Genomic DNA, 25,037 nt, shown 5'->3' on the forward strand with positions numbered 1-25,037 from the left:
CTCAACTCGCTTTGCCGGCGTCGACCAGCGCGCCGGCGGAATCGAACACGAATACCCGCGCCGCATCGACATGCACGTCGACGCGCTGGCCTGGCTGGAGCGTAGAGACACCGGGTTCGACGCAGACGAAGGTGCCGAGCGGCGAGGTCACATGCACGAAGCTCTCGGAGCCCGAGATCTCCGCGACCGAAATTTCGCCGGAAAAGGTCAGGGATTGCGGCCAGGCGGCGCGCAGGCTGACGATGTCGGCGCGAAACGCCACCGTATAATTGCCGTCGGCGATGCGCGCGAGCGTGCCGATCGCCGGCCGTGTCGAGCCGTCGGCGAAACGGACTTCCGCAGCCGTTTTGCTGATCGGCAGTTCGTTCAAAGGCGGATCGGAAAAGACGCGCGCGGATTCGATGTGGTTCGGACGATGATAGACATCGCCCGCCGGACCGAACTGAACGAGGCGTCCTTGCGAGAGGGTGGCGGTCTTGCCGCCGAGCTGCAGCGCCTCGAGCGGTTCGGTCGTTGCATAAACAAGCGTAGCGCCGGTTTGCGACAGGATCCGCGGCAGCTCTTCGCGCAGTTCCTCGCGCAGCTTGTAATCGAGATTGGCGAGCGGCTCGTCGAGCAGCACGAGATCGGCGCGCTTGGTGAGTGCGCGCGCGATCGCGGTGCGCTGCTGCTGGCCGCCGGAAAGCTGCGACGGCTGGCGTTTCAACAATGGCTCGAGGCCCAATATCCTGGCCGCCTCGCGCACGCGCCGGTCTAGCTCGTCGCCCTTGACCTTGGCGACGCGCAACGGGGAGGCGATGTTCTCGTAGACCGAAAGGGAAGGGTAGTTGACGAATTGCTGATAGACCATTGCGACCGAGCGCTTGCGCACGGGCACGCCGGTGACGTCGGCGCCGTCGACCAGGATTTTTCCGCTCGTCGGTTTATCAAGGCCCGCCATCAGACGCATCAGGCTCGTCTTGCCTGCCAATGTCGCGCCGAGAAGCACGTTCATCGTGCCGCGCTCGAGCGCAAGATCGACGTGATCGATGATCTTTTCGCCGCCGATTTCGACGCTGACATTCTGCAGATGAATGCTCATCCGCGCTCATGCCGAAAAAGGAGGAGATGAAGCGCATGGCGCGCGAGAGCCCGAACGGCTCCGAGCGCGCGAAACCACACCAGGCCGGATCGTCCTTGCAGCGCTGTCTTGCCGTCTACGGCTGCCCTTTAAACGTCGCGCCGAGGCACAAGCCCGCATGATCCCGACTGGCGGCATTTGGGCACCCTCCCCGTGTCCCCTGTTGCGTTCGTTTGGTTTCGATCTTTTGATTGATTGTTTTCTATATGAACCTGATTTAGTCTGCAAGCGAGCAAAACGAAAATGAAAAGAAAATCCCTCCCGAGACCGAGCGCGATCTGGTCGCGGGGGTGGAGCATCGGGATGGCTTCGGCTTGGCACCGAAGCGGGGAGGTTTTCTTGTTCGGGAACGGTATCCGGGGCGGGACATGTCCTTGACCGCATCGATCTCTCTTTGCGGTCTGCGCGCGCCTTGCCTGGTTCGATCCGGGAGCGCCCATGCAGCCGCTCACTGATCGTCAGAGCGACATCGTCTCGCTGGCGCGCACGACCGGGCGGGTCGCCGTCGAGGACCTGGCGCTGCGCTTCGACGTCACGCCGCAGACGATCCGGCGCGATCTGAACGACCTCTGCGATCGCCGCGTGCTGACGCGTACCCATGGCGGCGCGCTGATTTCGTCTTCCGTCGAGAACCTGTCCTACGAGGCCCGCCGCCTGATCGCCGCCGACGCCAAACGTGCGATCGGTATAGCCGCAGCCGCGCTGATCCCCGACAAATCCTCGCTCTTCATCAATATCGGCACCACGACCGAAGAGGTGGCGATGGCGCTCCGCAACCGCAGCGGCCTGCGCGTCGTCACCAACAATCTCAACGTCGCCATGATGCTTTATCCGCAGTCCGAGATGGAGGTCATCGTGATCGGCGGCCCGGTGCGCCGGTCCGATGGCGCGGTCATCGGCGGCGGCGCCGTCGATTCGATCCGCCAGTTCAAGGTCGACACCGCCGTGATCGGCGCCTCTGCCCTTGACGAGGACGGCTCGCTACTGGATTTCGACGCGCTCGAGGTGACGGCCTCGCGCGCCATCATCGAGAATGCGCGCCGCGTCATGCTGGTCTGCGACCGCATGAAGCTCCAGCGCGCGGCGCCGGTGCGGATCGCCCACATGTCGCAAATCCACACCTTCGTGACCGACCGGCTCGATTCCGTCGCCTTGCGGGAAGCCTGCTCGGCCCACGGGGTTCAGGTGGTCGAGGCCCTTCCGGACAGCCCTCCGGAGGAGATTCAGGACTGACGCCACATGGACCAATCGAACACCGAAACATTCGCCGACACGGAGGCGGGACTGGACCGGACGTATGATCTCGCGGTGATCGGCGGCGGGATCAATGGCTGCGGCATCGCGCGTGACGCGGTCGGCCGCGGCCTTTCCGTCTATCTGTGCGAGCAGGGAGATCTGGCGAGCGGCACGTCCTCGGCGGCGACCAAGCTCATTCATGGCGGGCTGCGCTATCTCGAATATTTCGAGTTTCGCCTGGTGCGCGAGGCGCTGATGGAGCGCGAGGTGCTGTGGCGCATGGCGCCGCATATCGTCTGGCCGCTGCGCTTCGTTCTTCCCTATCACAAGGGGCTGCGCCCGGCCTGGATATTGCGGCTCGGCCTGTTTCTCTACGACCATCTCGGCGGCCGCAAGCTGTTGCCGCCGACCAGGACGCTGGACCTGACCCGCGATGCCGCCGGCAAGCCGCTCAAGCCCGGCATTTACCGGCGCGGCTTCGAATATTCCGACTGCTGGGTCGAGGATGCGCGGATGGTCGCGCTCAATGCCCGCGACGCGCAGAATCGCGGCGCCACCATCCGCACCCGCACCCGGGCGATTGCCGCCGAACGCGGCGAAGACGTCTGGCAGCTCACGACGGACAATCTGCGCACCGGAAAACTCGAAACCGTTCGCGCGCGCATCCTCGTCAACGCGGCGGGCCCGTGGGTCGATCATGTGCTGGCGTTGACGCTCGGCCGCAATACCCGCACCGAGGTGCGGCTGGTGCAGGGCTCGCACATCGTGGTGCCAAAACTGTTCGATCATGGCCGCTGCTACATCTTCCAGAACGCCGACAAGCGGATCATTTTCGCCATTCCCTACGAGCACGACTTCACGCTGATCGGAACGACCGATCTCGACTATCACGGCGACCCCGCGAAGGTTGCGGCCTCGAAGGAAGAGATCGACTATCTCTGCGCGGCGGCGAGCGAATATTTTGCGCAGGCCGTCGAGCCGAAAGACGTGGTGTGGACCTATTCCGGCGTGCGCCCGCTGTATGACGACGGCGCCAGCGACGCCCAGGCGACCACGCGAGACTATGTGCTCGAGCTCGACGAAGCGGGCGCGCCGCTGTTGTCGGTGTTCGGCGGCAAGATCACCACCTACCGGCGCCTGGCGCTGCATGTGCTGGAGAAGCTCGGCCATCATATCAGCGCGCAAGCACGCGCGCGGCACGATTGGTCGGCCGGCGTACCGCTTCCCGGCGGCGATTTCCCGGTGCAGGGATTCGATGCGCTGCTCGCCGATCTTGCGCGCGATTATCCGTGGCTCAGCGCAACGCTATGCCGCCGTCTCGCCCGTGCCTATGGCACGCGGGCGCGGACCATTCTCGGTTCAGCGAAAGACGAGGCGGCGCTCGGGCGCGATTTCGGCGCCGGCCTGAGCGAAGCCGAGGTGCTTTACCTGATGCGCGAGGAGTGGGCGGAGGAGGCGGCCGACGTGGTCTGGCGCCGCTCCAAGCTCGGCCTGCGGCTGTCCGCCGATCAGATCAGGGCGTTGGATGATTTCATGGTGGAGCGCCGCGCAGCCCGGACCGCAGCCCAGACACCGTAAGCTGCGATCTTTCGCGCGCTTTGCCTGGCGGCCAGGTGGTGTATCCTTCTGCCAGATCGGGAAGAAGGAAAGTGGAGATGGCAAGCGGCAACGTCGAAGTGAGGGGCCTGTTCGCCACGCCGGTGGCAGCCCTGATGCTGCCGGATGCGGAGGCGCGCAACGCCGACCTCGAGGAGATCATCCTGAGCCGCCGCACCGAGCAGGCCAGCATCGGTGCGTCGAATATCGGCGGCTGGCATTCATCCCGCGATCTCGTGCAATGGGGCGGCAAGCGGATCGAGGAGGTGCTCGCGGTCGCCCGCAACGTCGTGACGCAGATGACGAGCGACCGCGACGGCAAGCCGGTGCGGCCGGACTGGGTGGTCGAGGCCTGGGCCAACGTGAATGCGGCCGGCGATTCCAACTCCTGCCACTACCATCCCGGCTCGTTCTGGTCCGGCACCTATTACGTGCGCGACGGCGGCTGTGCCGACGATCCCTCGCTTGGCGGCGAGTTCGACATGTTCGATCCGCGCGGGCCGACGCCAATGATGCATGCGCCGTCGTTGAGATTCGCCGGCGAAGACGGCCGCTCCGCCGGCAGCGCCGAGACCATCCGTCCGCGCGCAGGGTTGATGTTCATCTTCCCGTCGTTCCTGCTGCACGCGGTGCGGCCCTATCGCGGCAGGGATTTGCGCATATCCGTTGCGTTCAATTTCGGCCTCTACGCGCAGGGGTAAAGGCGTATAAACGGACGGGTCACACGCGGGAGAAGATGCGCCATGGCCGAAGCCGATACCCCTGTCCGCTACATGGAGCGCACGCGCCATTATTACCGCGCGCTCGGTTATGCCAACGACTATGTGTGGGCGACCTTCGACGACGTTCCCTTCACGCCGCTGCCGAGACCGCTCTCGGACCTTCGGATTGGGTTCATCACGACCGCCAGCCCTGCGGATTTTGACGGCGTCAAGCGCGTGTGGTCGGCTCCCGTGTCGCCGCCGCCTGCAAGCCTCTTCACCGACAATGTCGCGTGGGACAAGGAATCGACCCATACCAATGATCGCGCAAGCTTCCTGCCGATCGAGGCCGCGTCCGAATGGGCGCGCGAGGGAATTTTCAAAGGCCTGACCGCGCGCTTTCACGGCGTGCCGACGGAATACAGCCAGCGGAAAACGATAGAGGAAGACGCGCCAGAAATCCTCGCCCGCGTGCGGCAGGATGGCGCGGACGCTGCGATCCTGTGTCCGCTGTGTCCGGTCTGCCACCAGACCACGAGCCTGGTGGCGCGTCATCTCGAAGCAGGCGGAATTCCGACCGTCATCATCGGCTCGGCGCTTGACGTCGTCGAGCACTGCGGCGTGCCGCGCTTCTACTTCACGGATTTTCCGCTCGGTAACCCGTGCGGACATCCCTGGGAGCGCGACATGCAGCGCGAGATCGTGCGGAATGCGCTGAAGCTGTTCGAGACGGCGAGGGCGCCGCGAACGACCGTCAACTCGCCGTTTGCCTGGAAAGAGGACGGCGTGATCTGGCGGGCACGGTATGGCCGCGTCACCCCTGAAAATCGCGAGCAATTGCTCAAGCTGGGCAATGAGCGCCGGGCGCGGCAGGCAGACGCCAAGCAGGCTTCAGCCGGCAGGGCGGCCGCCAAATAGAGCTGTGACGTTTACGTCACCGCGTTCCATCCAAGGCTTGCGCACGCATCTGCCATGCGAGCGCGGCGAAGGCCAAGGTCCAGGCGGCCAGCGCCACCACGAAAGCGGCCATCGGCAGGGGAGCAAGGAACGGCAATTGCAGCGTCGCGGCCATTTGTTTTGTCGCGACCGCATACATGCCCAATGGAAACACCGCGCCCCAGTAAAGCGGATCGTAGCGCAGCGGAAATCGCCGGACGAGATGTCGCCACGCATAGAGCACGAGCAGCATCGGGATCCACCACGTGCCGGTCGCCCAATAGAAGACGGTGAATCCGTTGAGGAACGGCAGCAGCAGGCCGAGAAACGGCGCGTCCGGCGCATTCCGCACCAGCTCCGTGCCGGCCAGCGTCGAGATCGCCATCGCGCCCATGTTGATCCAATAGGGCGGCGTCAGATCGCCGGGAGAGAAGGCGAAAAAAGTCTCGCGATAGAAAATGAGCGAGATGATCCAGATGTAGAGCATTCCGCCCCACGACCACATCGCGAGTGCAAAGAAATTGAGCTCCAGCCGATGCGGTTCCGGCCACTCCCGCGCGATCATCGCCGCCAGCACGGCGATCGATTGCGCCGCGACCACCGCGATGAGCCACGCGCCGGTGAGACCTTCCTGCAGCGAAGGCTTGTCGTGCTTGACCGTCAGCGCGGTGAAGATGGTGTAGGTCAGGACGACCCACAGCAGCGTGCCGAGCGCCAGCAGTACGGTCGCGGCCGTCACGCTGTGCGCGAGCAGCAGAAACTCGCTGCCGAGAATGCATGATGCCTCAACCGCGGTGAAGAAGCCGGGCGCGCGCCGGTGGTCGGTCATGTCGGCCAGGAAGTGGGCGGGATAGCGGATCGCACGCCAACTCGTCAGACCTGTGAGCACGGCAAAAGCGGCGAGGTTGAAAACGAACAATCCCTTCGCGAGCCAGGGCAGGTGGAAATCCAGGGCTCCGGTCGACACGATGCCGGTTGCCATCACGAGTGCAAAATAGGCGGGCGACAACTGCTGCACTGAAAATGTCCGGGCTTGTCCGGCCCTTGGAACGCTTCCGTTCCCGTCGAAGGCTGCCGCCGCGTTGCTCTCTACTTCGCGCCCGTCAGCGATGCGCTCTTCACCAGGCCGCAGGTGCCTTTCTCGTCGGCCAGCGGACGGAAGGCCTGGTTGGCCGGGATCGTCTCGAGGACCTTGAAATAGTCATACGGCCCCTTCGACTCCGACGGCTTCTTGACCTCGACGAGATACATGGCGTGAACCGCGCGCCCGTCCTCGCGAACGGTGGTCTCGCCGAACAGCGGATCGTCATAGTGCGCCGCCTTCATGGCCTCGACGACCTTCGCGCCGTCGGTTGCCGAGCCGGTCTTGGCGACGGCCTCGAGATAATTCAGCACCGAGGAATACACGCCGGCCTGAACCATGGTCGGATATTTGCCGCCGTCGCGGGCGGCGAAGCGCTTGGCGAAGGCGCGGGTCTTGTCGTTCAAGTCCCAATAGAATGCGGTCGTCAGCGTCAGGCCCTGCGCCGTTTGCAGGCCGAGCGCGTGAACGTCGGTGAGGAAGACCAGAAGGCCGGCGAGCCGCTGCCCGCGCTGGACGATGCCGAACTCGGCCGCCTGCTTGACCGCGTTGATGGTGTCGCCGCCGGCATTGGCGAGCCCGATGACTTGTGCCTTCGAGCCTTGTGCCTGCAACAGATAGGAGGAGAAATCGGCGGTGTTCAGTGGCGCACGGACAGCACCAAGCACCTTGCCGCCGGCCGCCTGCACGACGGCTCCCGTGTCGCGCTCCAGCGCATGGCCGAAGGCATAGTCGGCTGTGATGAAAAACCAGCTCTTGCCGCCTTGCCGCACGATTGCGCCGCCGGTTCCATGTGCCAGCGCCCAGGTATCATAGGTCCAATGCACGGAATTGGGCGAGCACTGCTTGTCGGTCAGGTCGGAATCCGCCGCGCCCGAAATGAGAAAGACACCGTTTTTCTCCTTCGTGACATTGCTGACCGCGAGCGCCACGCCGGAGTTCGGCACGTCCGCGATTGCGTTGACGTGCTCGGTGTCGAACCATCGGCGCGCGATGGAAGATCCGATATCAGGTTTGTTCTGGTGATCGGCGGAGACGACCTCCACCTTCATGTGGTGGCTTTCGGGCTTGAAATCCTCGACCGCCATGTTCGCCGCGACGACCGATCCCGGGCCGCCGATATCGGCGTAGAGCCCGGACATGTCGCTGAGGACGCCGATCTTGACATTAATTGGGTTGCTGGGCGGCTGTTGCGCCTGCGCCGGGACGGCAAAGAGCGCGGCCGCGAGCGGCACGACGAACGCGACGGGTATTCGCATGTTCGGTCTCCTCGCGAGGCGCCCCCCACAAGGGTGATTCAATTATGCGATTCAGTAACGCGACGTGACCCGCTTCGATCCGTTGATACAAAGTTGGATAAGCGACCGGTCGGCGGCCTGGCGTGCGCGAGGTTGATCGTCACCTGTGACTGCGCCCCGGCCGTTGGGGAACCTTGGGTCGAGCCTGGAATTGAGAGGCGGCGAGGAGAGGGCTGTCGTGCCGATTCGTTTGCTGCGCTTGTCGATCATCTGGCTGCTGATATTGGCAACCTTCTGGGTGTTTGAGCCCTACCTCACCACGCTTTGGTTTTCCGCAGCGTCTCCCCGCGCGGTCACGCCGCGGGGAGATCTTGCCGCGAGCGAAAAGACGACGATTGCGCTGTTCAAGAAGGTATCGCCATCGGTGGTGCACGTGTTCGCGCGGGCCAAGCCGACGGTTTCGCTGTTTTCCGACGAAGAGCAAAGCGTCGTCCAGTCCGGCTCCGGCATCATCTGGGACGTTGCCGGACACGTGATCACCAACAATCACGTCATCAACGGCACCGCCCAGATCGGCGTTCGGCTCACGTCGGGCGAATTTGTCGAGGCTCGCGTGGTGGGGGCTGCGCCCAACTACGACCTCGCCGTACTGCAACTGGTGCGGCCGAAATCCGCGCTTCAGCCGATCGCCGTCGGCGAATCCGCCAACCTGCAGGTCGGCCAGAGCACGTTCGCGATCGGCAACCCCTATGGGCTCGACCAGACCCTGACCTCCGGGATCGTCAGTGCGCTCGGCCGCAGCCTGCCGTCGGGTGGCGCGCACGAAGTCAAGGCGATGATTCAAACCGACGCGCCGATCAATCCCGGCAATTCGGGCGGCCCGCTGCTCGACAGCGCGGGGCGGCTGATCGGCCTGAACACGGCCATTCTCTCCCGCTCGGGCGCCTCGGCCGGAATCGGCTTCGCCATCCCCGTCGATATCGTCAACCGCGTCGCGGGCGAGTTGATCCGCAACGGCCGCGTGCCATTGCCGGGCATCGGAATCGTGGCGGCCAGGCAGAACGAGGCGACGAGCCTCGGTATTGACGGCGTCATCATCGTGCGAACCTTACCCGATTCGCCCGCGGCGAAGGCCGGGATTGAAGGCGCGACCGCCGATGGCGTGGTCCAGGATGTCATCACCGACGTCAACGGCAAGCCTGTGCACAGCATGGAGGAGCTGGCCTCTGCGCTTGAGGATGCTGGAATCGGCAAACAGGTGAGCCTGACCGTCGAACGCGACGGAGAGGCCCGCAATGTGAAGGTGACCGTGGCCGACGTCTCGCAACTCAGCCAGGGACGAGGCTGACCGGCCGCCGCCATTTTTCCGCGGGCCGCATGCCTGCGACCGGGCGATCGACAGGGGGCGCGCGGCGCCGCACGGCCGCGTCATCGATGACCCGCCAGCTCCGCGGCGATGATGGCGCCGAGCGCCATGTCGCTTTGTTGTCCAAACCCGTGATGGACGACGCTGCCATCGCGGCCGATCAGAATGCTGGTCGGCGTTCCCTGCATTCCATATCGCTGCATGGTAACGGGGATCGGCGTGCCTTCTCCGGCCTCGTCGACGCCGATCGGAAAGCTCAACCGGTATTCGTGAATGAAAGCCTCCAGCGATACCGGCGTCATGGCTTCGTGATGTTCAAACACGGTGTGCAGCCCGATGACCTGCAAGTCGGATTGTTTGAACAGCTCGAAGGCGCGCTGCGTCTGTGGCGTTCCATGGCCGACGCAGCCGGGGCAAAGCATCTGAAACGCATGCAAAAGGACCGGCCGGCCCCGCAAGGCCGACAAGGTGAGCGGCTCGTTGGTGTTGAACCAGCGCGATACTGCGATTTCCGGCGCATCGACCACAAAACCACTCCTTGCCTTTACTGTCGCAGACAAGCTGTCAAAGCGGGCGCCGGCCTGTCAATGAGCGGATAGATTGAAGCCGTAGCCGATGGTTCCTGCCCGCCTTCGCGCTCCGCTCGGGCGGTGGTCCGTTCAAGGAGATCGGCCGCCATGGTCGCCCGCGGCTCTCGGCACGAAGCCGCAAGGCCTATTCCTCGAACACACCCGGCAGCAGTTGCCATTTCCGCCCGTCAAAGCGCTGCAGCCGCATTTGCTTGATCGGGTCGTAGTCGTCCGGCGTGGTGTTAACGGTGATGCCCGGTAGCAGCGCCGGCAAATAAACACCTTGCAAATGAGTGGCGACGGCCATGAGATTCTCGCGCGTCAGGTCGTCGCCACAACGGCGCAAGACTTCGGCGAACAGGGTGGCGTTGGAGTAGCCGGTAAAGGCGAAGGCGTCGCGGGTGTTGCCGTTTGAATAATACTTCTGCATGAAAGCGAGCCAGGCGAGATAGTCGGGATTGGTTGCCCATTGCGGATCGCCGACAGACTTGAAGGAGGTCGTCGTCATCACCCCCGTGGAGTTGTCGAGCCCCGCGGGCGCCAGCACCGCGGTGACCGAGGCGGAAACCTCCGCGAGGAATCGGGTCGGATGCCAGTCGATCTCTGAAAGCTTGCGAATGGCCTGTGCGGCGAACTTCGGGCTCGCCGCGATCAGCAGCGTGTCCGCCCCCGAGGCGTGAAGCGTCAGGATCTGCGAATCGATGGTCGGATCGCTCGCTTCATACGCGGCCGTCGCGACGATCGCGTGCGCTGCGTCGCTGCCAAGCTTTTCCCTCATCCCTTCGAGATAGTCGCGACCGAAGTCGTCGTTTTGATAAAGAATCGCAACGCGGGCACGTGGACTGCTGGTGAGGATGTATTGCCCGTAGACCTTTGCTTCCGACCGCAGAAGATTGACGAACGGAATGGTCCATGGAAAATGAGAGGGGTCATTCCATCTCGAAGCACCGGCCTGAATGAACAGCTGCGGTACATGGTTGGAGTTGAGATACCTCTGGATCGCCGCATTGGTCGGCGTACCGAACGACCCGAAAATCGCCAGCACACCGTCTTGTTCGACCAGACGGCGCGTCTGCTCCAGTGTTTTCGAAGGACTATACGCATCGTCGAGCGAGATCAGCGTGACGCGGCGGCCGTTGATACCTCCGTGTTGGTTGATCATCTTGAAATAGGCGACCTCGCTTTCGCCGATCACGCGCGCCGCTGACACCGGTCCACTATATGGCATGGTCTGACCGATCTTGATTTCGGTGTCGGTGACGCCCGGCCCGTACTTCTGTTCGGCGCCGGCGCAAGGCGCCGCCGCGCTCAAGAACGCAGCGACGGAAATCGCAAGGCTCGTCTTGCAGGTCATGACTTGCCTCCGCTGGCACTGCCCGCACTACCTTTCGCGGCGGTCATGATGGTGAAGGGCGATCGGGTCGGCTCTGCCGCGATGGCGGCGAGACCGGCTGCGGCGAACATCGCGTTGTATTGCGACACGGTGCGCTCGCGGCCGCCCGTCGCTACCAGCATGTGCATATCCATCATCACGATTTCGCGGTGAGCGCCTTGCGGCAAGATCCGCTCAGGCAGCACGCGCTCGATCACGACGAGCGTGCTCTCCGGACACATGGCACGACGACAGTTCTTCAGGATTGTGACGGCCTGCTCGTCGTTCCAATCGTGAAGGACGCTCTTCAGGATGTAAGTGTCGGAGGCTTCGGGGACCGCGTCAAAGAAATCGCCCGCGACAATGCGGCAGTTTTGCGAAACGCGCGCCTTTTCGAGCCGCGGTGCGGCTCCGCCGATTCCGGCTGGACTGTCGAAAACAACGCCTTTGGCTTGCGGAAAAGCGGCGAGAATGGCGCTCAGCAAAACGCCGTTGCCGCCGCCGACATCCACGATGCTGCGGGCCCGGGAAAAGTCATGGCTGGCTAAAATCGCAGGTACCCATCGGTGTGTCAGCGCTGCCATGTACGCGTCGAACTTGGCAGCCCGCTCCGGGTGGAGCTTGCGGTATTGGAAGGCGCCCATCTCGAAGACATGATTGAAGGCGGTTTCGCCCGTGCGCACCGTATGAAGCAGCTCCCCCCATGCCCTCCAGGTTCCTTCGCTGCCTTGCATGAGTGCAAGTGGACGCAACGAACCGGCGGCATCGGAACGCAGCAAGGCGCCAGGGGCGGCAAGCGTGAACATTCCCCCCTCAGACTGTTCGACCAGGCCGAGCGCGGAGAGGGCTTGCAGCAGTCGTTTCAGCGCGTCCGGATGTGTCGCGGTCGCTTTCGCGAGCGCTTCGGCACTCATGCTTGTTTCGGCTAGCAGATCGGCCAGTTCGAGCGCGGCGGTCGTGAAAATGACCTGCGAAATCATGTATCCGGAGATCATTCCGCGCAGCCTCGCCGCGTCATCCGCGTTGGCGTCAAACATCTGTCGGCCCTCCAAGCACCGGATTACAGGCATCAAGGTGAGCACAGCCATGTAAATGGTTTGTCGCAGAGGGCCGGTCAGGATTGAGGCGGCGATGATCTCGTTGCGTTGGCCCTGCTGCCATCGTTCGAAAGTTGTGCTAACCTGCGTTTCCGGGCTTGCCGGCCCTGCGGCACGGGATTGGTCCAATGCAAGGACGCCTGTCGAATACGCCCGAGACTGTCCACTTTGATGGGATGGTGCTCGATGTAGCCGGCCACTCGCTCGTCGACGCGGCCGGGCGCGACGTCGGACTGACCCATGGCGAGTTTGCCCTCTTGGTTGCGCTCGCGCGTCGTCCCGACCATGTCTTGTCGCGAGAGCAACTGCTTGATGCGGTAAGTGGCCGAAACGCCGCTGCGTTCGATCGAAGCGTCGATAACCTGATTGCAAGGTTACGCCGCAAGATTGAATGCGACGTCAAAAGACCGCGCATCATCGTCACTGTCAGGGGCGCGGGGTATAAATTTTGTTCGTCGCGAGTGTCATCCGTGAGAGCGTCCGCGCGGAGCGGGATACTCGCGCTTCCCTTGGCCGCTGTCGGAAACGGACGCGATGTCAGCCACTGCGCGGCGGCGCTTTCGGATACCCTCAGAACGGAACTCAAAAACGTCATTGGCGCGCGCGTCCAATATCACAACGAGCGCGCAAACGCGCATGAGGTCGCGGGCCGGCTCGGCCTGGCATATGTCGTTCGCGGCAGCCTCCGCCAGGACGATGACAAGATGCGCGTCGATTTTCAGATGACGGACGCAGCGACTGGTGACCCGGTGTGGGTCGATCGCTTCGAGGGTGTCCTTTTGGATATCTCTGGCTTCGAGTACGAGGTGATGGCGCGCATTCTCCGGGGCATCGATCTTGAATTTGCCGAGATCGAGCGCCGTCGCGGCCTGGGGCGGCCCGACACGCTGGACGCAGACGATCTACTGAAGTTGGGATTTGCTTTTCTCTATCGTCCGCGTTCGCCACAAAATCTTGCGAGGGCGCGCGGCTTCCTTGAGCGGGCACTCGATCTGGATTGCCGGTGCGCAGAAGCGCTCGCAGGCCTTGCGCAAACTCACATTTCGGACACGCTTTGCCGTTGGAGCCACGATCCGGCCAGCCAGGTTCGTCTCGCCGATGAGCAGGTCACGCGTTCCATCGAGATCAATCCAAGGCTCGGCTATGCCCATCACGTCAAAGGACTGGTTTTGCGGGTGAAGCAGCAGCCTAAGACGGCGCTTGCGGCCTTCGACAAGGCGGTCCAACTCAGTCCCAGTCTGGCGCCGGCTCATGCCGAGCGCTGCTTCACGCGGCATCTGCTCGACCGGGGCGCCAGCCGATTTGCAAGAATGCACGAAGGATTGGCGCTGGCGCGCCGCATCAGCCCGAGAGAATCGGTGCTGGCAAACTGGCTGTACGGGGTCGGCATCGGGCATTTGAAGTTCGGCGAGATCACCGAAGCCATCGGCTGGTTGAACGAGTCGATCGCCGTCAACCCGTTGCCGCCTGCATTGGCCTATCTCGCCTCAGCTTACGCCTTGTTGGGCGACGACGTGCATGCGCGAAGCGCATTGCGTGACTTCACACGATGCCGGCCACACGAGACACTCACGACATTCGGCCGGCGCTTGCTCGCCGATCACCAGATCTTGCCGGGCTCGCGCGTGTTCGAGGGTCTGAGAAAAGCAGGTTTGCGGGAGGCCTAGCCGGGCGCTTCTAGCACGGAGGTATCCTCGATCTCCTGGACTTCCCGTAAATGGGCTGCAATGGCGGCCTTGCGGTTTCGCTTTCGCGCCTGACGTAGACGCTCGCTGATTGAATCCCGATAAGCCTCCGCCGCGCTGGAATCGGCGTCACACCATCAGCAACTGATCGAGCACGTTGCGGTCGGACCTCAGCGCGGCGGAGGAGCCGGCAAAGCGCACCGCGCCCTTCTCCAGCACGTAGACGCGGTCGGCAAGTGCGAGCGAGAATTCGATGCCCTGCTCTGCCAGGAGAATGGTCAGGCCCTGTGCCTTCAATTCGCCGATCTTGGCGAGCAGCGCCTCGACCACGAGCGGCGCGAGCCCCTCCGACGGCTCGTCCAGCAGCAGCAACTCGGGATTGCCCACGAGGGTGCGGGCGATGGTCAGCATCTGCTGTTCGCCTCCCGAGAGAAAGCCGCCTTGCCGGTCATGCAGCCTGCCGAGCACGGGGAACAGGTCGATCACCGACTCGATCGTCCAGCGTCCGGGCCGCGCGGCGGCTCTCTGGGCGACGTCGAGATTCTCCCAGACCGACAGCTCGGCAAAGATGCGGCGATCTTCCGGCACGAAGCCGATGCCGGCGCGGGCGATGCGGTGTGGTGGCCAGCCGGTGATGTCGCGTGACTTGAAGCGGACATGGCCGGCGCTGGGCGGTGTCAGCCCCATGACGGAACGCATCGTGGTGGTCTTGCCGACGCCGTTGCGGCCGAGCAGGCAGACGCATTCGCCTTCGTTGACCTCGATCGAAATGCCGAACAGCACGCGGCTCAGCCCGTAGGCGGCATGCACGTCCTCCAGTTCCAGCAGTGCACTCATGATCGCGGACCCATCGGCGCGTCACCAAGATAGACGCGGCGCACTTGCGCATCGGCACGCACCGCCGCGGGATCGCCATGCGCGATGACGCGCCCCTGATGCATCACCGCGATCCTGTGCGCAATCGAGAACACCACGGCCATGTCATGCTCGGTGAAGAGAAGCGTGAGCCGGCGCTCGCGTGCGATGCGCTCGATCAGCGCGATCGTCTCATGGGTTTCGCTCGCCGACATGCCCGCGGTCGGCTCGTCGAGCAGAAGGATCTTGGGATCGCTCGCGAGCGCAATGCCGAGCTCGAGTTGCTTCTGATTACCGTAGGACAGCGTGCCGGCGGTCGCCCGCGCCTGCGGGGCAAGGCCGATCGAGGCGAGCAGCGCCTCGGCTTCGCCGTGGCAGAGCTGGTTCGCGCGGGACCAGAAGTTCGGTCCCTGGCCGCGATGAGCCAGCAGGGCCGCGCGCACGTTCTCGAGCACCGTGAGCTTCGGAAAGATATTGGTGTGTTGGAACGAGCGCCCGAGCCCCATGCCGCAGATCTTGTACGGCGCTACGCCGGTGACGTCGCGTCCATTGACGAGCACACGGCCGGCGGTCGGCTGCAGATGACCCGTGATCAGGCTGAACAGCGTCGATTTGCCGGCGCCGTTTGGACCGATGACGGCGGCAATCTCGCCCTCGGCCACGGCCAGGTCGACGTCGGACACGGCGCGGAAGCCGCCGAAGGATTTCGAGAGGCCGTGCACTTCAAGCACTGGCACGCCTCCCCGTCTTGCGGCGAAGCCACTCCAGGCCGGTCGTCAGGCCACCGACAATTCCGCCGGGGAAGACGAACAGCAGCAGCAGAAGTATGGTCCCGAGCACGAAAGGCCAGTATTGGGTGTAGGATGTGATCTCCTGATTGAGCAGCACAAGCGTCGCGGCGCCCACCACCGGCCCCCAGAAATGGTCGATGCCGCCGAGAATGGTCATGATCATCACCTCGGCCGATTTCGGCCAGTAGACGAAATCGGAAAAGACGCCGCGGTTGAAGATGCCGAACAGGGCCCCGGCAATGCCGGCGAAGCCGCCCGCGATCACGAAGGCGGAGAGTTCGTACCTGCGCACGTTGAGGCCGATCGAGGCCGCGCGCTCCGGATTCTCCCGTATGGTCGTCAGCATGAGGCCGAACGGCGAGGCGATGATCCGCTGTATCGCCGCCAGCGACAGCATCACCACAATGAGCGTCAGCACGTAGAACTGCTGGGCGATGCGCAGGTCGCCGAGCAGCGGGATCGACGACATCCAGTCCAGATTTGGATAGGGAACGTCGGGAATCCCCTGGTCGCCGCCGGTGACATCGTTCCATTTGTAGCAGATCGCCCAGATGATTTGGGAGAAGGCGAGCGTCAGCATGGCGAAATAGATCTTGGTGAGGCGCACGCAGAAGAAGCCGAACACCAGCGCACCGAGGGCGCTTCCGATCGCCGCGGCCGGCAGCGCGATCGAGAACGGCACTGCATAAGTCTTCATCAGGATGCCGCAGACATAGGAGCCGATGCCGAAATAGGCGACGTGACCGAACGAGACGAGGCCGGTGGTGCCGAGCAGCAGATTGAGGCTCATGGCAAACAGCGCGCTGATCGCGATTTGCGTTGCAAGAAAGGTATCGTACCGGCTGCCGACCCACGGGATGGTCAGGGCCGCGACGAACACGACGAGCACCCATGGGATGCGCCGGACCAGAGCGGGGGCAGATTTCTTCATCATCGCAGCGGCCGCCCGAACAGGCCCCAGGGGCGGACAATCAGGATGACTGCCATCAGCGCGAACACCGAGAACAGCGAGAAGCCGGGCAAGATCAGGATGCCGAACGAGAGCACCTGGCCGTAGATGACCGAGCCCCAAAACGTGCCCCAGAACGACCCGAGACCGCCGATCACCACGACGATAAACGCCTCGACGATGACTTCGACGTCCATTCCCGGCACGATGCTCTGGATTGGCGTGACCAGAGCGCCGGACAGGCCCGCGAGGAACGAGCTTGCAACGAACATGCCGGTATAGAGCGCACCGACGTTGGCGCCGAGCGCGCCGAGCATTTCGCGATCGAGCGCGGCGGCGCGCACCATCCGTCCGGCCGGACTGCGTGTGAGCACAAACCAGCCGGCAACGGCGATCGCCACGCCGGTCAGCATGATGAACAGATTGTAGGTCGGCAGCGTGGCGCCAAGGACCTGGAAGCCGCCGGCCAGCATCGGCGGTCGCGACACCGAGAGCTGCTGGGTGCCCCAGATGATCTTGGCGGCATCACCCAGGATCAGGACCAACGCGTAGGTGAGGAGCAATTGGTAGAGCTCCTCGCGCCCATAGATATGGCGCAACAACAGGCGTTCGATCAACCCGCCGAGCAGCGCGACGCCCAGCGCCGCGGCGAGCGCTGCGAGCCAGAAGCTGTGCAATGCGGGTGCGAGCCACTGCACGGCCTGCCAGGCGAGATACGCGCCGATCATGAAGAAGGAGCCGTGCGCAAAATTGAGCACGCGCATCACGCCGAACACGAGCGACAGTCCCGATGCGATCAGGAACAGAAACATCGCGGTGGTGAGACCACCGAGAAATTGCCCGAACAGGAACGACACCTCGAACATTGCCCAGCCCTTTGCACGGTTCACGCCGCGGCGCGGAGACAACGAGCGCGCGGCCGCGCCGCGCGAGTTGCGTGTTCCCGTCGTCTCCGCTGATGCGTGCCGTCAGTTTGTATACGGCCCCTGAGAGAGATATTTGGGGTTCTTCATGACGGCGAAGGGGTAGCGGTCGTCCTTGACCATCTGGCCCCAGAACTCGCCCATGTCGGTCTCATGAGTCTTTTCGTTGAAGGTGAGCTTGCCGATCGGGGTGTCGAAGGAGAGCCCGAGCAGCGCCTTTGCTACCTTGTCCGAATTGGTGCTGCCGGCCTTCTTGATCCCCTCGGTCAGGGCGAAGATGGAGGCGTAGCCCATGATCGCCCAGCCGGAGGCATATTTCTCCTTGGTGTAGGCCTTGAGGCGCTCGATGAAAGCCTTGTGCGCGGCGGGCTCGTTTTCCGGCCAGATGACCGGGTCGTAGGCGTCGGACCAGATGCCGTAGGGATAGTCGTTGCCCAGCGCCAGGGCTTCATCCGTCGCTCCAACCTCGCCGGAATCGGCCATGCGGTTGTTGATCGCCTTGAAGTAGCCGAGCGGGCCCGCCTGCTTGGCGAAGGTGACGAAGTCGCCGCCGTAGACATCGCAGAAGACCGCATCGGGCTTCTTGGCCATCTGTGCGTTGATGAACGGCGTGAAGTCGCTCTGGCCGAGCTTCGGCCATTGCTGATCGACGATCTCGATGTCGGGCCGCGCCTTCTTGATGTAGTCGACGAAGGCGGTGACGGCGTCGCGGCCATAGGCATAATCGGGCGCGATGGTCGCGACCCGTTTCACGTCTTTCCAGCCGGCAATGATCGCGGCGCCGGTACGGCCGTCAATGTCGGTGTTGGAAGCGAGGCGGAAAATATAGGGATGCAGGTTGGCCGGCGAGGTGAGCTGGACGGTCTTCGAGGTCGGAGCGATGAAAACGATCTTGTTTTCCTTGGCGATGGTCGATACCGCCGGCGCTTCCGCGGAGGTCAATGTTCCGACCAGGAAGTCGACGTTGTCCTTGATGATCAGTTCGCGCGCGAGCCGAACCGCCTCATCGGCGCTGGCCTTGCTGTCGCGCGTCAGCAGTTCCAGTTTGCGGCCGAGCACGCCGCCGCTTGCATTGATTTCACTGACGGCCATCTCGGCGCCCTTGACGACCGGCACGCCATAAACCGAAGCGGGGCCGGACAGGGGCATCGGATAACCGATCTTGATCGTATCGGCGGCTGCCGCCGCGGCCGGGACAAGACTTGCGGCAAAAATTCCCAATAGAAGGCGCTGCATCTTCATAGGCATCCTCCCTTGTCATCTTTTGGCGATTGTCTTTACGCATCAACCTCGTTTTGTTCTGCGGCCGAACGCTAGAGGCGCCAGTCCGCATGGATATGCTCCCGCCCAGCGTGCTCCGCGAGCCCGCGCGACCGGGTTGAGTGCGTGAGGCGATCATGAGCCCAAGGTCAGGGTGGGTCAATCCGACCGCAATACGCCTTTTGTCCGAGATTTTCGGCGCCGGCCGTGGTGTCGATTGCAGTCCACTTTGCAATCCTGCAATCTGTGCGCTCGATCAGGAGGATCCGCTTGGCCGCCCCCGAAGAGATCAACTCAGACATGCTTTCCTTCTGGAATGGCAAGGGTGGCCATACCTGGGTGGCTCGTCAGGAGCACACCGACATCACGCTCACGCCGGTAACCGATGCCTTGCTCGCTTTTGCCGCGCCGCGCACCGGCGCGGTCTAGGGAGGTCCATTAACCGCTGCGGCTTTTGAAAAGCGAACGGTGCCAGTTGGACACGTGCTCGACAAATGGCCGATTGAGACGAATCCTAGAAGTAACCGGAAACCATCAAGCCGAGCCGATCTGTAGCTACTGTGAACGAATTGGCGAAATTGTTATCGAGTTGCCATCACCGCTGTCGGGGAAGGAGAGGCGATTTCGAATGCTCCAAAATCTCGAAAAAACAATTCGGCTCCTGTCCACTGACCAGAGCCTGAGTCAACGGGAATGTGTGGCTTTACGTCACCCGCAGGAACGACGAATAGCTTTGGTGCAGAGTCGCGGACCAGCCAAAGGTGGAATTGAAACGCGTTAGAGGTCGTCGCCGTATTCCATTCGTTACGTGTAACGAAGAATGACGCCTCGCTCTTTCTCATGCTGCTGCCCTTTACTTCGATTTTAAGCCGCTTGTCAGTCGTTGCATCCACAACCGACAAAACATCGAAGCCAGCCCTATTTGTCTCGAACCCTTGCCAGAGCGGTTCTTTGCCGGTTCGTAACCGCTCATAGCCAAGGGAAAGCTTCTCAGCCCTACGGCCAACAATATTTAGTAGCCGCGAACGCTCAGACCGTAGGCTGCTTGTGGCGCGATCCCACCAAGTAACTGTATCGTCATCTGATCCATCAGTCAGGCCGCAGTCCTTGAAGCATTGACGAGTGTCATCGGGCATTGCTTGGAGGGCTTCGAAGCGTCCTTGGACCATCTTCCTGGACCAGGCAGGGGGTGTCGCCATGAGCACGTCGTATAATTGTTCTCTCAGACATGCCTCCGGCGACACTATTGACCTCAACTGTCCTCCCCGCTCTGTTAATCGAATGGCTCCATCTTCCAATATCCGAAGCCAACGGCAATTCTGAGCGGTCTCCAAGACTACCTTGCCATCGGCGACGCCAATCCTTGCAAAGCTCGTTGCAAAATTCGCTGAATCGACCCGCCCCTGATCGACAACCTCCAAGAGGGTTTGACTTGAATACAGAACGCCGACCGAAAACATCAGGCGTCCTCCGAAACATCCGAAAGATGCGTGATAAAATCGGCAAGGTCTTCAGAATTGAAGCCGTCAGAGTCCAAGTCTACTACTTCCGGCTCGACCTTTAGAGATTTGTCATCCAAGACCCGCGCCATGTTGCGAATTTTTGCGTCGAGCCTGCGTTGAACGGAATCGTCGATAGTGTTGGGAGCTATGAGAATATCTACGTAGGTAATCTCATTCGGCCTTAGTCCCAGACGGTGAATTCGATCTTGGGACTGAAGAAACTGTGCAGCATTGTAGTTGCGGTCGAGATAAATTGCGTTATGGCACACCGTATGAAGGCTGATGCCTTCGCCGCAAGCCGCTGGATTTGCAACTAGTACAAAGCAATTCTCGTCTTCATGGAAGCGTTTGATCTTTTGCTCTCTGGTCCCTTCCTCTTCTTCGTCGCCAGCATCGACGCCGCCGTGTATATATTCGGCTCCAAGATCAACAAGCCGCTTGGCTACAAGCTCAACATTATCAACGAAGCTCGACCAAATAATCGTTTTCTTGCCTTCGAATGCCAATTGCCGCGCACGGAAGCAAGCATACTCTAGCTTGGGACTGTCGCCTTCACCCAGAACATCCGCAAGCAAGTCTTGATGTTCGAAGGGAACGCGCGACAAAAGTGCGGGATTGGTCACGAGTTGCAGTAGCCGTAGGGCGCTCTGTCCTGCTCGTCTCAATAACATCCTGTCGCGTGCAGACATACCTCTTGCCTGACGAGCGGCCTCAGAGCGAAGCAATTCATACAGGGCATGTTGTGACGGTCTTAGCGGAATCCGCTTGAGAACGTGCTTTACCTCTGGAAGGTTCAGTTCGTCTTTAGTGGTTCGCACATAGATCGGCTTAATGTATTCTTCCACGTTATCTTCATCGGCTGGGACCTCTGGGAACAGGAATCGAAATTGAGGCACGAGGTCCGCAATTTCGTTGGGCATCGGCGTGCCGCTCATAATCAATTTGGTACGAGGCAATTCAGATGCTGAAAGGATGTTGTTACCTATTTTCCCAGTGAATCCTCTTTTAATTTTGTGTGACTCATCCAAAAAAAGAAATGAATGTGACTGGTCAATATAGTCCGCGATCAGATTGATGACGTTCGGCAACTGATGATAGGAAAGCAGAGCTTTCTGAGGCGACTTGTCCGCCAGCAATCGTTGTATGGCGGCCTTGCCGCCCCGAAGACGCTCAAATTGTTTCTCTCCAGGCAAGCATTCCGTTAGCTGCTCCTCCCACGCGGCGAATGCATTTTTTGGGCAGATAACCAATAGGCGAGAGTCGGGCTTTCTGCGATACGCATAAAGCGCCAGTGCTTCGGTAGTCTTTCCTGCCCCCGGCACTGAAAAGGAGGCCCCGGATGCCAATGCCGTCAGTTTCGCGACGTTCCGTTCCTGTTGTTCCGTGAGTCCGCGGACGAATCCGGCGTCGGCCAATCTCCGTTTCAACAGCGCGTTATCTGTGGGCTGTGCAGTCTTAGCTGCTACATATTGGCGGGTGTTGTCTTGCGCTTCAGAAAGTTTGTCCTCAGTTCCTGCTCCTGCGCGAATTGCGAAGTTGTATCGCTTGGCAAGAAACTCAATGTCGCTTCGTGCGGCCAGGAACGTCCACCAGGGCAAGCGAACGGAACTGGCTCCAGAAATTTCGCATTGATCAGATTTGTCTTGGCAGGCGCGCCGGATGCGCGGCCAAACGCTAGCATCGCCGCTATAATCTAACGTCGCGCGTCGATACTCGCGTTCGTAAGAAACGAGAAGCTCATTCGCCATTATCCGCCGCCCAAGCGCGGAAGTCTTCAACCAGCGCCTCTATGTCGTCTAAGGTCTGAGAAATGCCGTTTTTCGCGGATTCCGGCTCGATGCTGGCCTTTGCATCGGACAGTAAAGAACGCGCCTTTTGAACCGTCGAAACGACATAGTCCTTCTTCTTTTGGTTCTTCTTCGCATGAACGGCGGCTTCAATAGCATCACGGATGACAATGCGCGCTGTCTCAAAGTTCTCCTTCTTGTCAAGAGCCTCGGCAACTTTCGCCAAAGCAGTGTTTTCTTCTGCGCCCTTAATTTCAATTTCAAATTCGTCCGAGAGGCTTTCGACCACTTCGCCTAGGTGATCGGCGAGCTTAGGTATTTCGGAGTAAATACGTTTGCCTTCTCCAGCCTCATCTGTCAGACAGAAAGCAGATTTCTCAAAGACCTCTTTCTGTGCCTCGGAGGCTTTCCACCTTTTTCGGGTACGCACCATCTGAATGAATGCGTATTCCTTCGCGTCTACTTCTGAATATTTGCTCGGTATATCGCGGGCCGCGAGATATTGTTCCGCGTAGTCCAAACTATCGAGTAGTTCGATCAGGTCTTTCTTATCACGAGTATATAGGGCGACGAGTTCATCTTCGTCATACCCATACCGAGACATCTTCTCCCGCATCATAAGGGCGGTGGCTGTCCAACTATAGTCTGCCTTTAGGTCCTCCTTTAGCTGGAGGTCCGCCTCAACGCGGTCGATCTCTTTGTCATCGACCAGAGGCAGGATCACAACCTGAATATTTCGGAAGCGATCATATTTTGATGCATCAGAATCGTACAAGTCGCGCCACGTACTTAAGCGCCGATTGCCGTTCACGACGTAGCCAAGTGAAGTCAGAATGATGGGTTCTATCTGAGGTTCAGTTTCGAATTCTTTGAAGAGATTCTTTGGGCCGCTCGCCAATTCCGTCAGAATTTTATGTTGAGCCTTCTGAGCAGTAGCGGACTCGTTGTCTAAACGAAAAAATTCCTTTGAAACCTCAGGATGGGCTGAAAGGTATTCGGCTTGCTTGCCGGTCGTTCGCCCGTTTTCCAGCCGATAAAGCGGTAGTCCAAGCGGGACCTGATGAATGGGTAGATACTGCATCTTTCCCTGGAAGGGGACGGGATGCGTCTGATCCGATTTCTCGGATGATTTCTCCTTGAGGAACTCCCTGCGCCTTGGCAGCGGCCAACCTAGCTCTAGCATGTTTTCCCACCGTCATCCTCCCGTGCCGCTTCTCGATTGCGCGCGGGAGGCATCACTCGGCGGCTTCGGGAAGGCGTGACAAGGGTGACAGCCGGTGATCGAATACAGGCTTTGCGTGAGAGCGAAAACGCTCTTGGCCGTCCACGGTCCTTATCAACCTAGAGTATGCGAGTTGTGCATAATCAGAGTCAAGCTCGCAGCCTAGAAAGCGCCGCTTGTGCAGAAGCGCAGCAACCCCAGTGGAGCCGGTGCCGGTGAACGGGTCGAAAACAACGTCGGATTTCTGTGTGAGCGCAAGGATGAGTCGCTCGACTAGGCCGACGGGGAATTGGCAGGGGTGTTCGGTTTTCTCTACATGCCCCGCTTTAACATTCGGAATATTCCATATGTCGTAAGTCGAATTTTGCACCTCCCAGACATCTTCCGGATTTTTTCCTCGAGGGTTACCCGACAATTGTCCCGCCTTCGGCCCGCGAAAGGCACGTTTACCTGGATACTTTGGCGGCACACGGACTGCGTCGAGATCAAAAATGTAGTCATCCGACTTGGTGTACCAAAGCACTACTTCGTAGCGCCCGCTAAAGCGTCGCTTCTGGTGTAGTCCGTGACCATAGTGCCAGACAATTCTATTTCTCAGTTTTAGACCATGCCTCGCAAAGATCGGGTGAAACAGGTAGTCCAACGGATAAATTGATCCGCTCTCGATGTAGTTGCCGACCTGCCAGCATATGCTGCCAGTAGACTTGGTTCTGCAAACAATGGATTCAATCAGCGCTTCGTGCCACGCCGTGTAGTCTTCGAGCTTAATCCGCTCCTCATATCGCTTGCCGATGTTGTACGGAGGCGATGTGATCACAAGATCGAATAACGGCTTTTCGGGCAGTTTGTGCAAAACGCTCGCTACATCGCGATTCCAGATAATGTTGTCCCGAGAGTCGATCTTACTCGGGACGTTCTTCAGGAGCTTTACGCTGACGGTCATGCCTAATGTTCTTTCGTTTAAGCAAGCATATACACTTTCGGATCCATTAGATCCAGAGTCCTCGGCAATCCCTATGCATTTTGGGTGGAGCGTTCCGGCGTCGCAGGCGATTTGGATTGCTGCCCCGACTAAACGCTCAAGATGTCCCCGCGCCTTGAATACCCATGACGCCGGCGCGAGGGGCCTCGGCACCCAGTATCCATCGGCCAACACAGGTCCGTCCGCCGGCAAAATGGCTTATGCAAGTATTTGATCTTATTGGTGGGCCTGCCTGGACTCGAACCAGGAACCAGACCGTTATGAGCGGCCGGCTCTAACCATTGAGCTACAGGCCCCCGCGAGCTGAAAGCGGCTGGCGGTTGCGACCGATCAATTACAATGCGCGAGCCGATCCGGCAATGCCGGGTTTCGCGGCCGCAAAATCAATTTCTGATTTTCCGAAATTTGCTTGACGACGGGGTAGAAACAGGAATATCCCGATTCGCGTCCCGCCTCCTCTCAAAGGGGCGTTTCGCGATCGTCACGGACGCTGAGTGCGGGATGCGGTGGACGCCTCACATGCGACAGACGAGCGCATGCGAGGCGTACGACGAAGCCACGTGGTACCAGTGCCGCCGATTTTGAAGTTCCTCCAGAGTTTGCCGCGATTCCCTTTTGGAACTTCAAAATCGCAAGCGGCACTGGAATCAAATATTGCAGTTGCCCTTAGCTTTCCGAAGTTCGTGAAAGTGGGGCCGCCAATTGCGCACGAACTTCGGAAAGCGGGCAACTGACGTCTCGACGCTGACGTCAACTCGCGACAATGCTA

At 60.9% G+C, this 25,037-nt stretch carries 22 protein-coding genes and 1 tRNA gene; 7 read left to right on the top strand and 16 right to left on the bottom strand.

Features of this window, described 5'->3' with window-relative positions; genetic code table 11:
• Position 1 precedes the first annotated feature (1 nt).
• On the bottom strand, positions 2-1,081 hold the full coding sequence (locus M6D32_RS26360; RefSeq protein WP_298261895.1) for an ABC transporter ATP-binding protein: 1,080 nt from the start codon (positions 1,079-1,081) through the stop codon (positions 2-4).
• 477 nt (positions 1,082-1,558) lie between these two features.
• Here M6D32_RS26360 and M6D32_RS26365 point away from each other — a divergent pair, with 477 nt between their 5' ends.
• The 4 genes from M6D32_RS26365 (at position 1,559) to M6D32_RS26380 (ending at position 5,571) form a co-directional block, all read left to right on the top strand.
• A complete protein-coding gene (locus M6D32_RS26365; RefSeq protein WP_298261896.1) occupies positions 1,559-2,353 on the top strand; it encodes a DeoR/GlpR family DNA-binding transcription regulator in 795 nt (264 codons plus the stop codon).
• Between the two features lie 6 nt (positions 2,354-2,359).
• Complete coding sequence (gene glpD, locus M6D32_RS26370; RefSeq protein WP_298261898.1) at positions 2,360-3,934, top strand: glycerol-3-phosphate dehydrogenase; 1,575 nt, start codon at positions 2,360-2,362, stop codon at positions 3,932-3,934.
• Positions 3,935-4,011: 77 nt separating this feature from the next.
• Positions 4,012-4,653, top strand: coding sequence for a TIGR02466 family protein (locus M6D32_RS26375; RefSeq protein ID WP_298261900.1), 642 nt, complete (start codon positions 4,012-4,014; stop codon positions 4,651-4,653).
• A 42-nt stretch (positions 4,654-4,695) separates the two neighbouring features.
• Positions 4,696-5,571 (top strand): glycine reductase, encoded by an 876-nt coding sequence (locus M6D32_RS26380; RefSeq protein WP_298261902.1) that lies wholly within the window; start codon positions 4,696-4,698, stop codon positions 5,569-5,571.
• Positions 5,572-5,587: 16 nt separating this feature from the next.
• On the opposite strand, the gene M6D32_RS26385 is transcribed toward M6D32_RS26380, so the two are convergent.
• Together M6D32_RS26385 and M6D32_RS26390 are read right to left on the bottom strand one after the other, a co-directional pair.
• The gene (locus M6D32_RS26385; protein WP_298261904.1) at positions 5,588-6,607 is read right to left on the bottom strand and encodes a tellurite resistance/C4-dicarboxylate transporter family protein; all 1,020 of its coding nucleotides are present in this window, start codon (positions 6,605-6,607) and stop codon (positions 5,588-5,590) included.
• Positions 6,608-6,678: 71 nt separating this feature from the next.
• On the bottom strand, positions 6,679-7,929 hold the full coding sequence (locus tag M6D32_RS26390; RefSeq protein WP_298261906.1) for an ABC transporter substrate-binding protein: 1,251 nt from the start codon (positions 7,927-7,929) through the stop codon (positions 6,679-6,681).
• A 217-nt stretch (positions 7,930-8,146) separates the two neighbouring features.
• Here M6D32_RS26390 and M6D32_RS26395 point away from each other — a divergent pair, with 217 nt between their 5' ends.
• The gene (locus M6D32_RS26395; RefSeq protein WP_298261908.1) at positions 8,147-9,256 is read left to right on the top strand and encodes a trypsin-like peptidase domain-containing protein; all 1,110 of its coding nucleotides are present in this window, start codon (positions 8,147-8,149) and stop codon (positions 9,254-9,256) included.
• A gap of 80 nt (positions 9,257-9,336) precedes the next feature.
• On the opposite strand, the gene M6D32_RS26400 is transcribed toward M6D32_RS26395, so the two are convergent.
• From M6D32_RS26400 to M6D32_RS26410, 3 genes are all read right to left on the bottom strand, one after another.
• Positions 9,337-9,801: a TlpA disulfide reductase family protein gene (locus M6D32_RS26400; RefSeq protein ID WP_298261976.1), complete on the bottom strand. Its 465-nt coding sequence runs from the start codon at positions 9,799-9,801 to the stop codon at positions 9,337-9,339.
• Positions 9,802-9,988: 187 nt separating this feature from the next.
• Positions 9,989-11,197, bottom strand: a complete 1,209-nt coding sequence (locus M6D32_RS26405) for an ABC transporter substrate-binding protein (RefSeq protein WP_298261910.1) — start codon at positions 11,195-11,197, stop codon at positions 9,989-9,991.
• On the bottom strand, positions 11,194-12,441 hold the full coding sequence (locus M6D32_RS26410) for a methyltransferase (protein ID WP_298261912.1): 1,248 nt from the start codon (positions 12,439-12,441) through the stop codon (positions 11,194-11,196). The genes M6D32_RS26405 and M6D32_RS26410 overlap by 4 nt, the downstream gene beginning before the upstream one ends.
• Between M6D32_RS26410 and M6D32_RS26415 the strand changes: the two genes are divergently transcribed.
• A complete protein-coding gene (locus M6D32_RS26415; RefSeq protein ID WP_298261914.1) occupies positions 12,441-13,979 on the top strand; it encodes a winged helix-turn-helix domain-containing protein in 1,539 nt (512 codons plus the stop codon). The two genes, M6D32_RS26410 and M6D32_RS26415, sit on opposite strands and share 1 nt — an antisense overlap.
• A gap of 147 nt (positions 13,980-14,126) precedes the next feature.
• Here M6D32_RS26415 and M6D32_RS26420 read toward each other — a convergent pair whose 3' ends face one another.
• The 5 genes from M6D32_RS26420 to M6D32_RS26440 all read right to left on the bottom strand — a co-directional run bounded on the left by M6D32_RS26420 (position 14,127) and on the right by M6D32_RS26440 (position 18,757).
• On the bottom strand, positions 14,127-14,834 hold the full coding sequence (locus M6D32_RS26420; protein ID WP_298261915.1) for an ABC transporter ATP-binding protein: 708 nt from the start codon (positions 14,832-14,834) through the stop codon (positions 14,127-14,129).
• On the bottom strand, positions 14,831-15,583 hold the full coding sequence (locus M6D32_RS26425) for an ABC transporter ATP-binding protein (RefSeq protein ID WP_298261917.1): 753 nt from the start codon (positions 15,581-15,583) through the stop codon (positions 14,831-14,833). Before M6D32_RS26425 ends, M6D32_RS26420 begins: the two co-directional genes overlap by 4 nt.
• A complete protein-coding gene (locus M6D32_RS26430; RefSeq protein ID WP_298261919.1) occupies positions 15,576-16,574 on the bottom strand; it encodes a branched-chain amino acid ABC transporter permease in 999 nt (332 codons plus the stop codon). Before M6D32_RS26430 ends, M6D32_RS26425 begins: the two co-directional genes overlap by 8 nt.
• Positions 16,574-17,458: a branched-chain amino acid ABC transporter permease gene (locus M6D32_RS26435; RefSeq protein ID WP_298261921.1), complete on the bottom strand. Its 885-nt coding sequence runs from the start codon at positions 17,456-17,458 to the stop codon at positions 16,574-16,576. The genes M6D32_RS26430 and M6D32_RS26435 overlap by 1 nt, the downstream gene beginning before the upstream one ends.
• A 102-nt stretch (positions 17,459-17,560) precedes the next feature.
• Positions 17,561-18,757, bottom strand: coding sequence for an ABC transporter substrate-binding protein (locus M6D32_RS26440; protein ID WP_298261923.1), 1,197 nt, complete (start codon positions 18,755-18,757; stop codon positions 17,561-17,563).
• Positions 18,758-19,045: 288 nt separating this feature from the next.
• Between M6D32_RS26440 and M6D32_RS26445 the strand changes: the two genes are divergently transcribed.
• Positions 19,046-19,204: a hypothetical protein gene (locus M6D32_RS26445; protein WP_298261925.1), complete on the top strand. Its 159-nt coding sequence runs from the start codon at positions 19,046-19,048 to the stop codon at positions 19,202-19,204.
• 152 nt (positions 19,205-19,356) lie between these two features.
• Here M6D32_RS26445 and M6D32_RS26450 read toward each other — a convergent pair whose 3' ends face one another.
• The 5 genes from M6D32_RS26450 to M6D32_RS26470 form a co-directional block, all read right to left on the bottom strand.
• Entirely contained in the window at positions 19,357-20,235 is an 879-nt protein-coding gene (locus M6D32_RS26450) for a DUF3883 domain-containing protein (protein ID WP_298261927.1), read from the bottom strand.
• Positions 20,235-22,025 carry a DEAD/DEAH box helicase gene (locus M6D32_RS26455; RefSeq protein ID WP_298261929.1) on the bottom strand — a complete coding sequence of 597 codons (1,791 nt, stop codon included), beginning with the start codon at positions 22,023-22,025 and terminating at the stop codon, positions 20,235-20,237. The genes M6D32_RS26450 and M6D32_RS26455 overlap by 1 nt, the downstream gene beginning before the upstream one ends.
• Positions 22,015-23,247: a hypothetical protein gene (locus M6D32_RS26460; RefSeq protein WP_298261931.1), complete on the bottom strand. Its 1,233-nt coding sequence runs from the start codon at positions 23,245-23,247 to the stop codon at positions 22,015-22,017. The genes M6D32_RS26455 and M6D32_RS26460 overlap by 11 nt, the downstream gene beginning before the upstream one ends.
• A 52-nt stretch (positions 23,248-23,299) precedes the next feature.
• Positions 23,300-24,229 carry a site-specific DNA-methyltransferase gene (locus tag M6D32_RS26465; protein WP_298261933.1) on the bottom strand — a complete coding sequence of 310 codons (930 nt, stop codon included), beginning with the start codon at positions 24,227-24,229 and terminating at the stop codon, positions 23,300-23,302.
• 259 nt (positions 24,230-24,488) lie between these two features.
• A tRNA-Ile gene (locus M6D32_RS26470) sits at positions 24,489-24,564 on the bottom strand.
• Positions 24,565-25,037: the final 473 nt, after the last annotated feature.

The sequence above is a fragment of the Bradyrhizobium sp. genome (assembly GCF_027307225.1).
Lineage (GTDB): Bacteria > Pseudomonadota > Alphaproteobacteria > Rhizobiales > Xanthobacteraceae > Bradyrhizobium.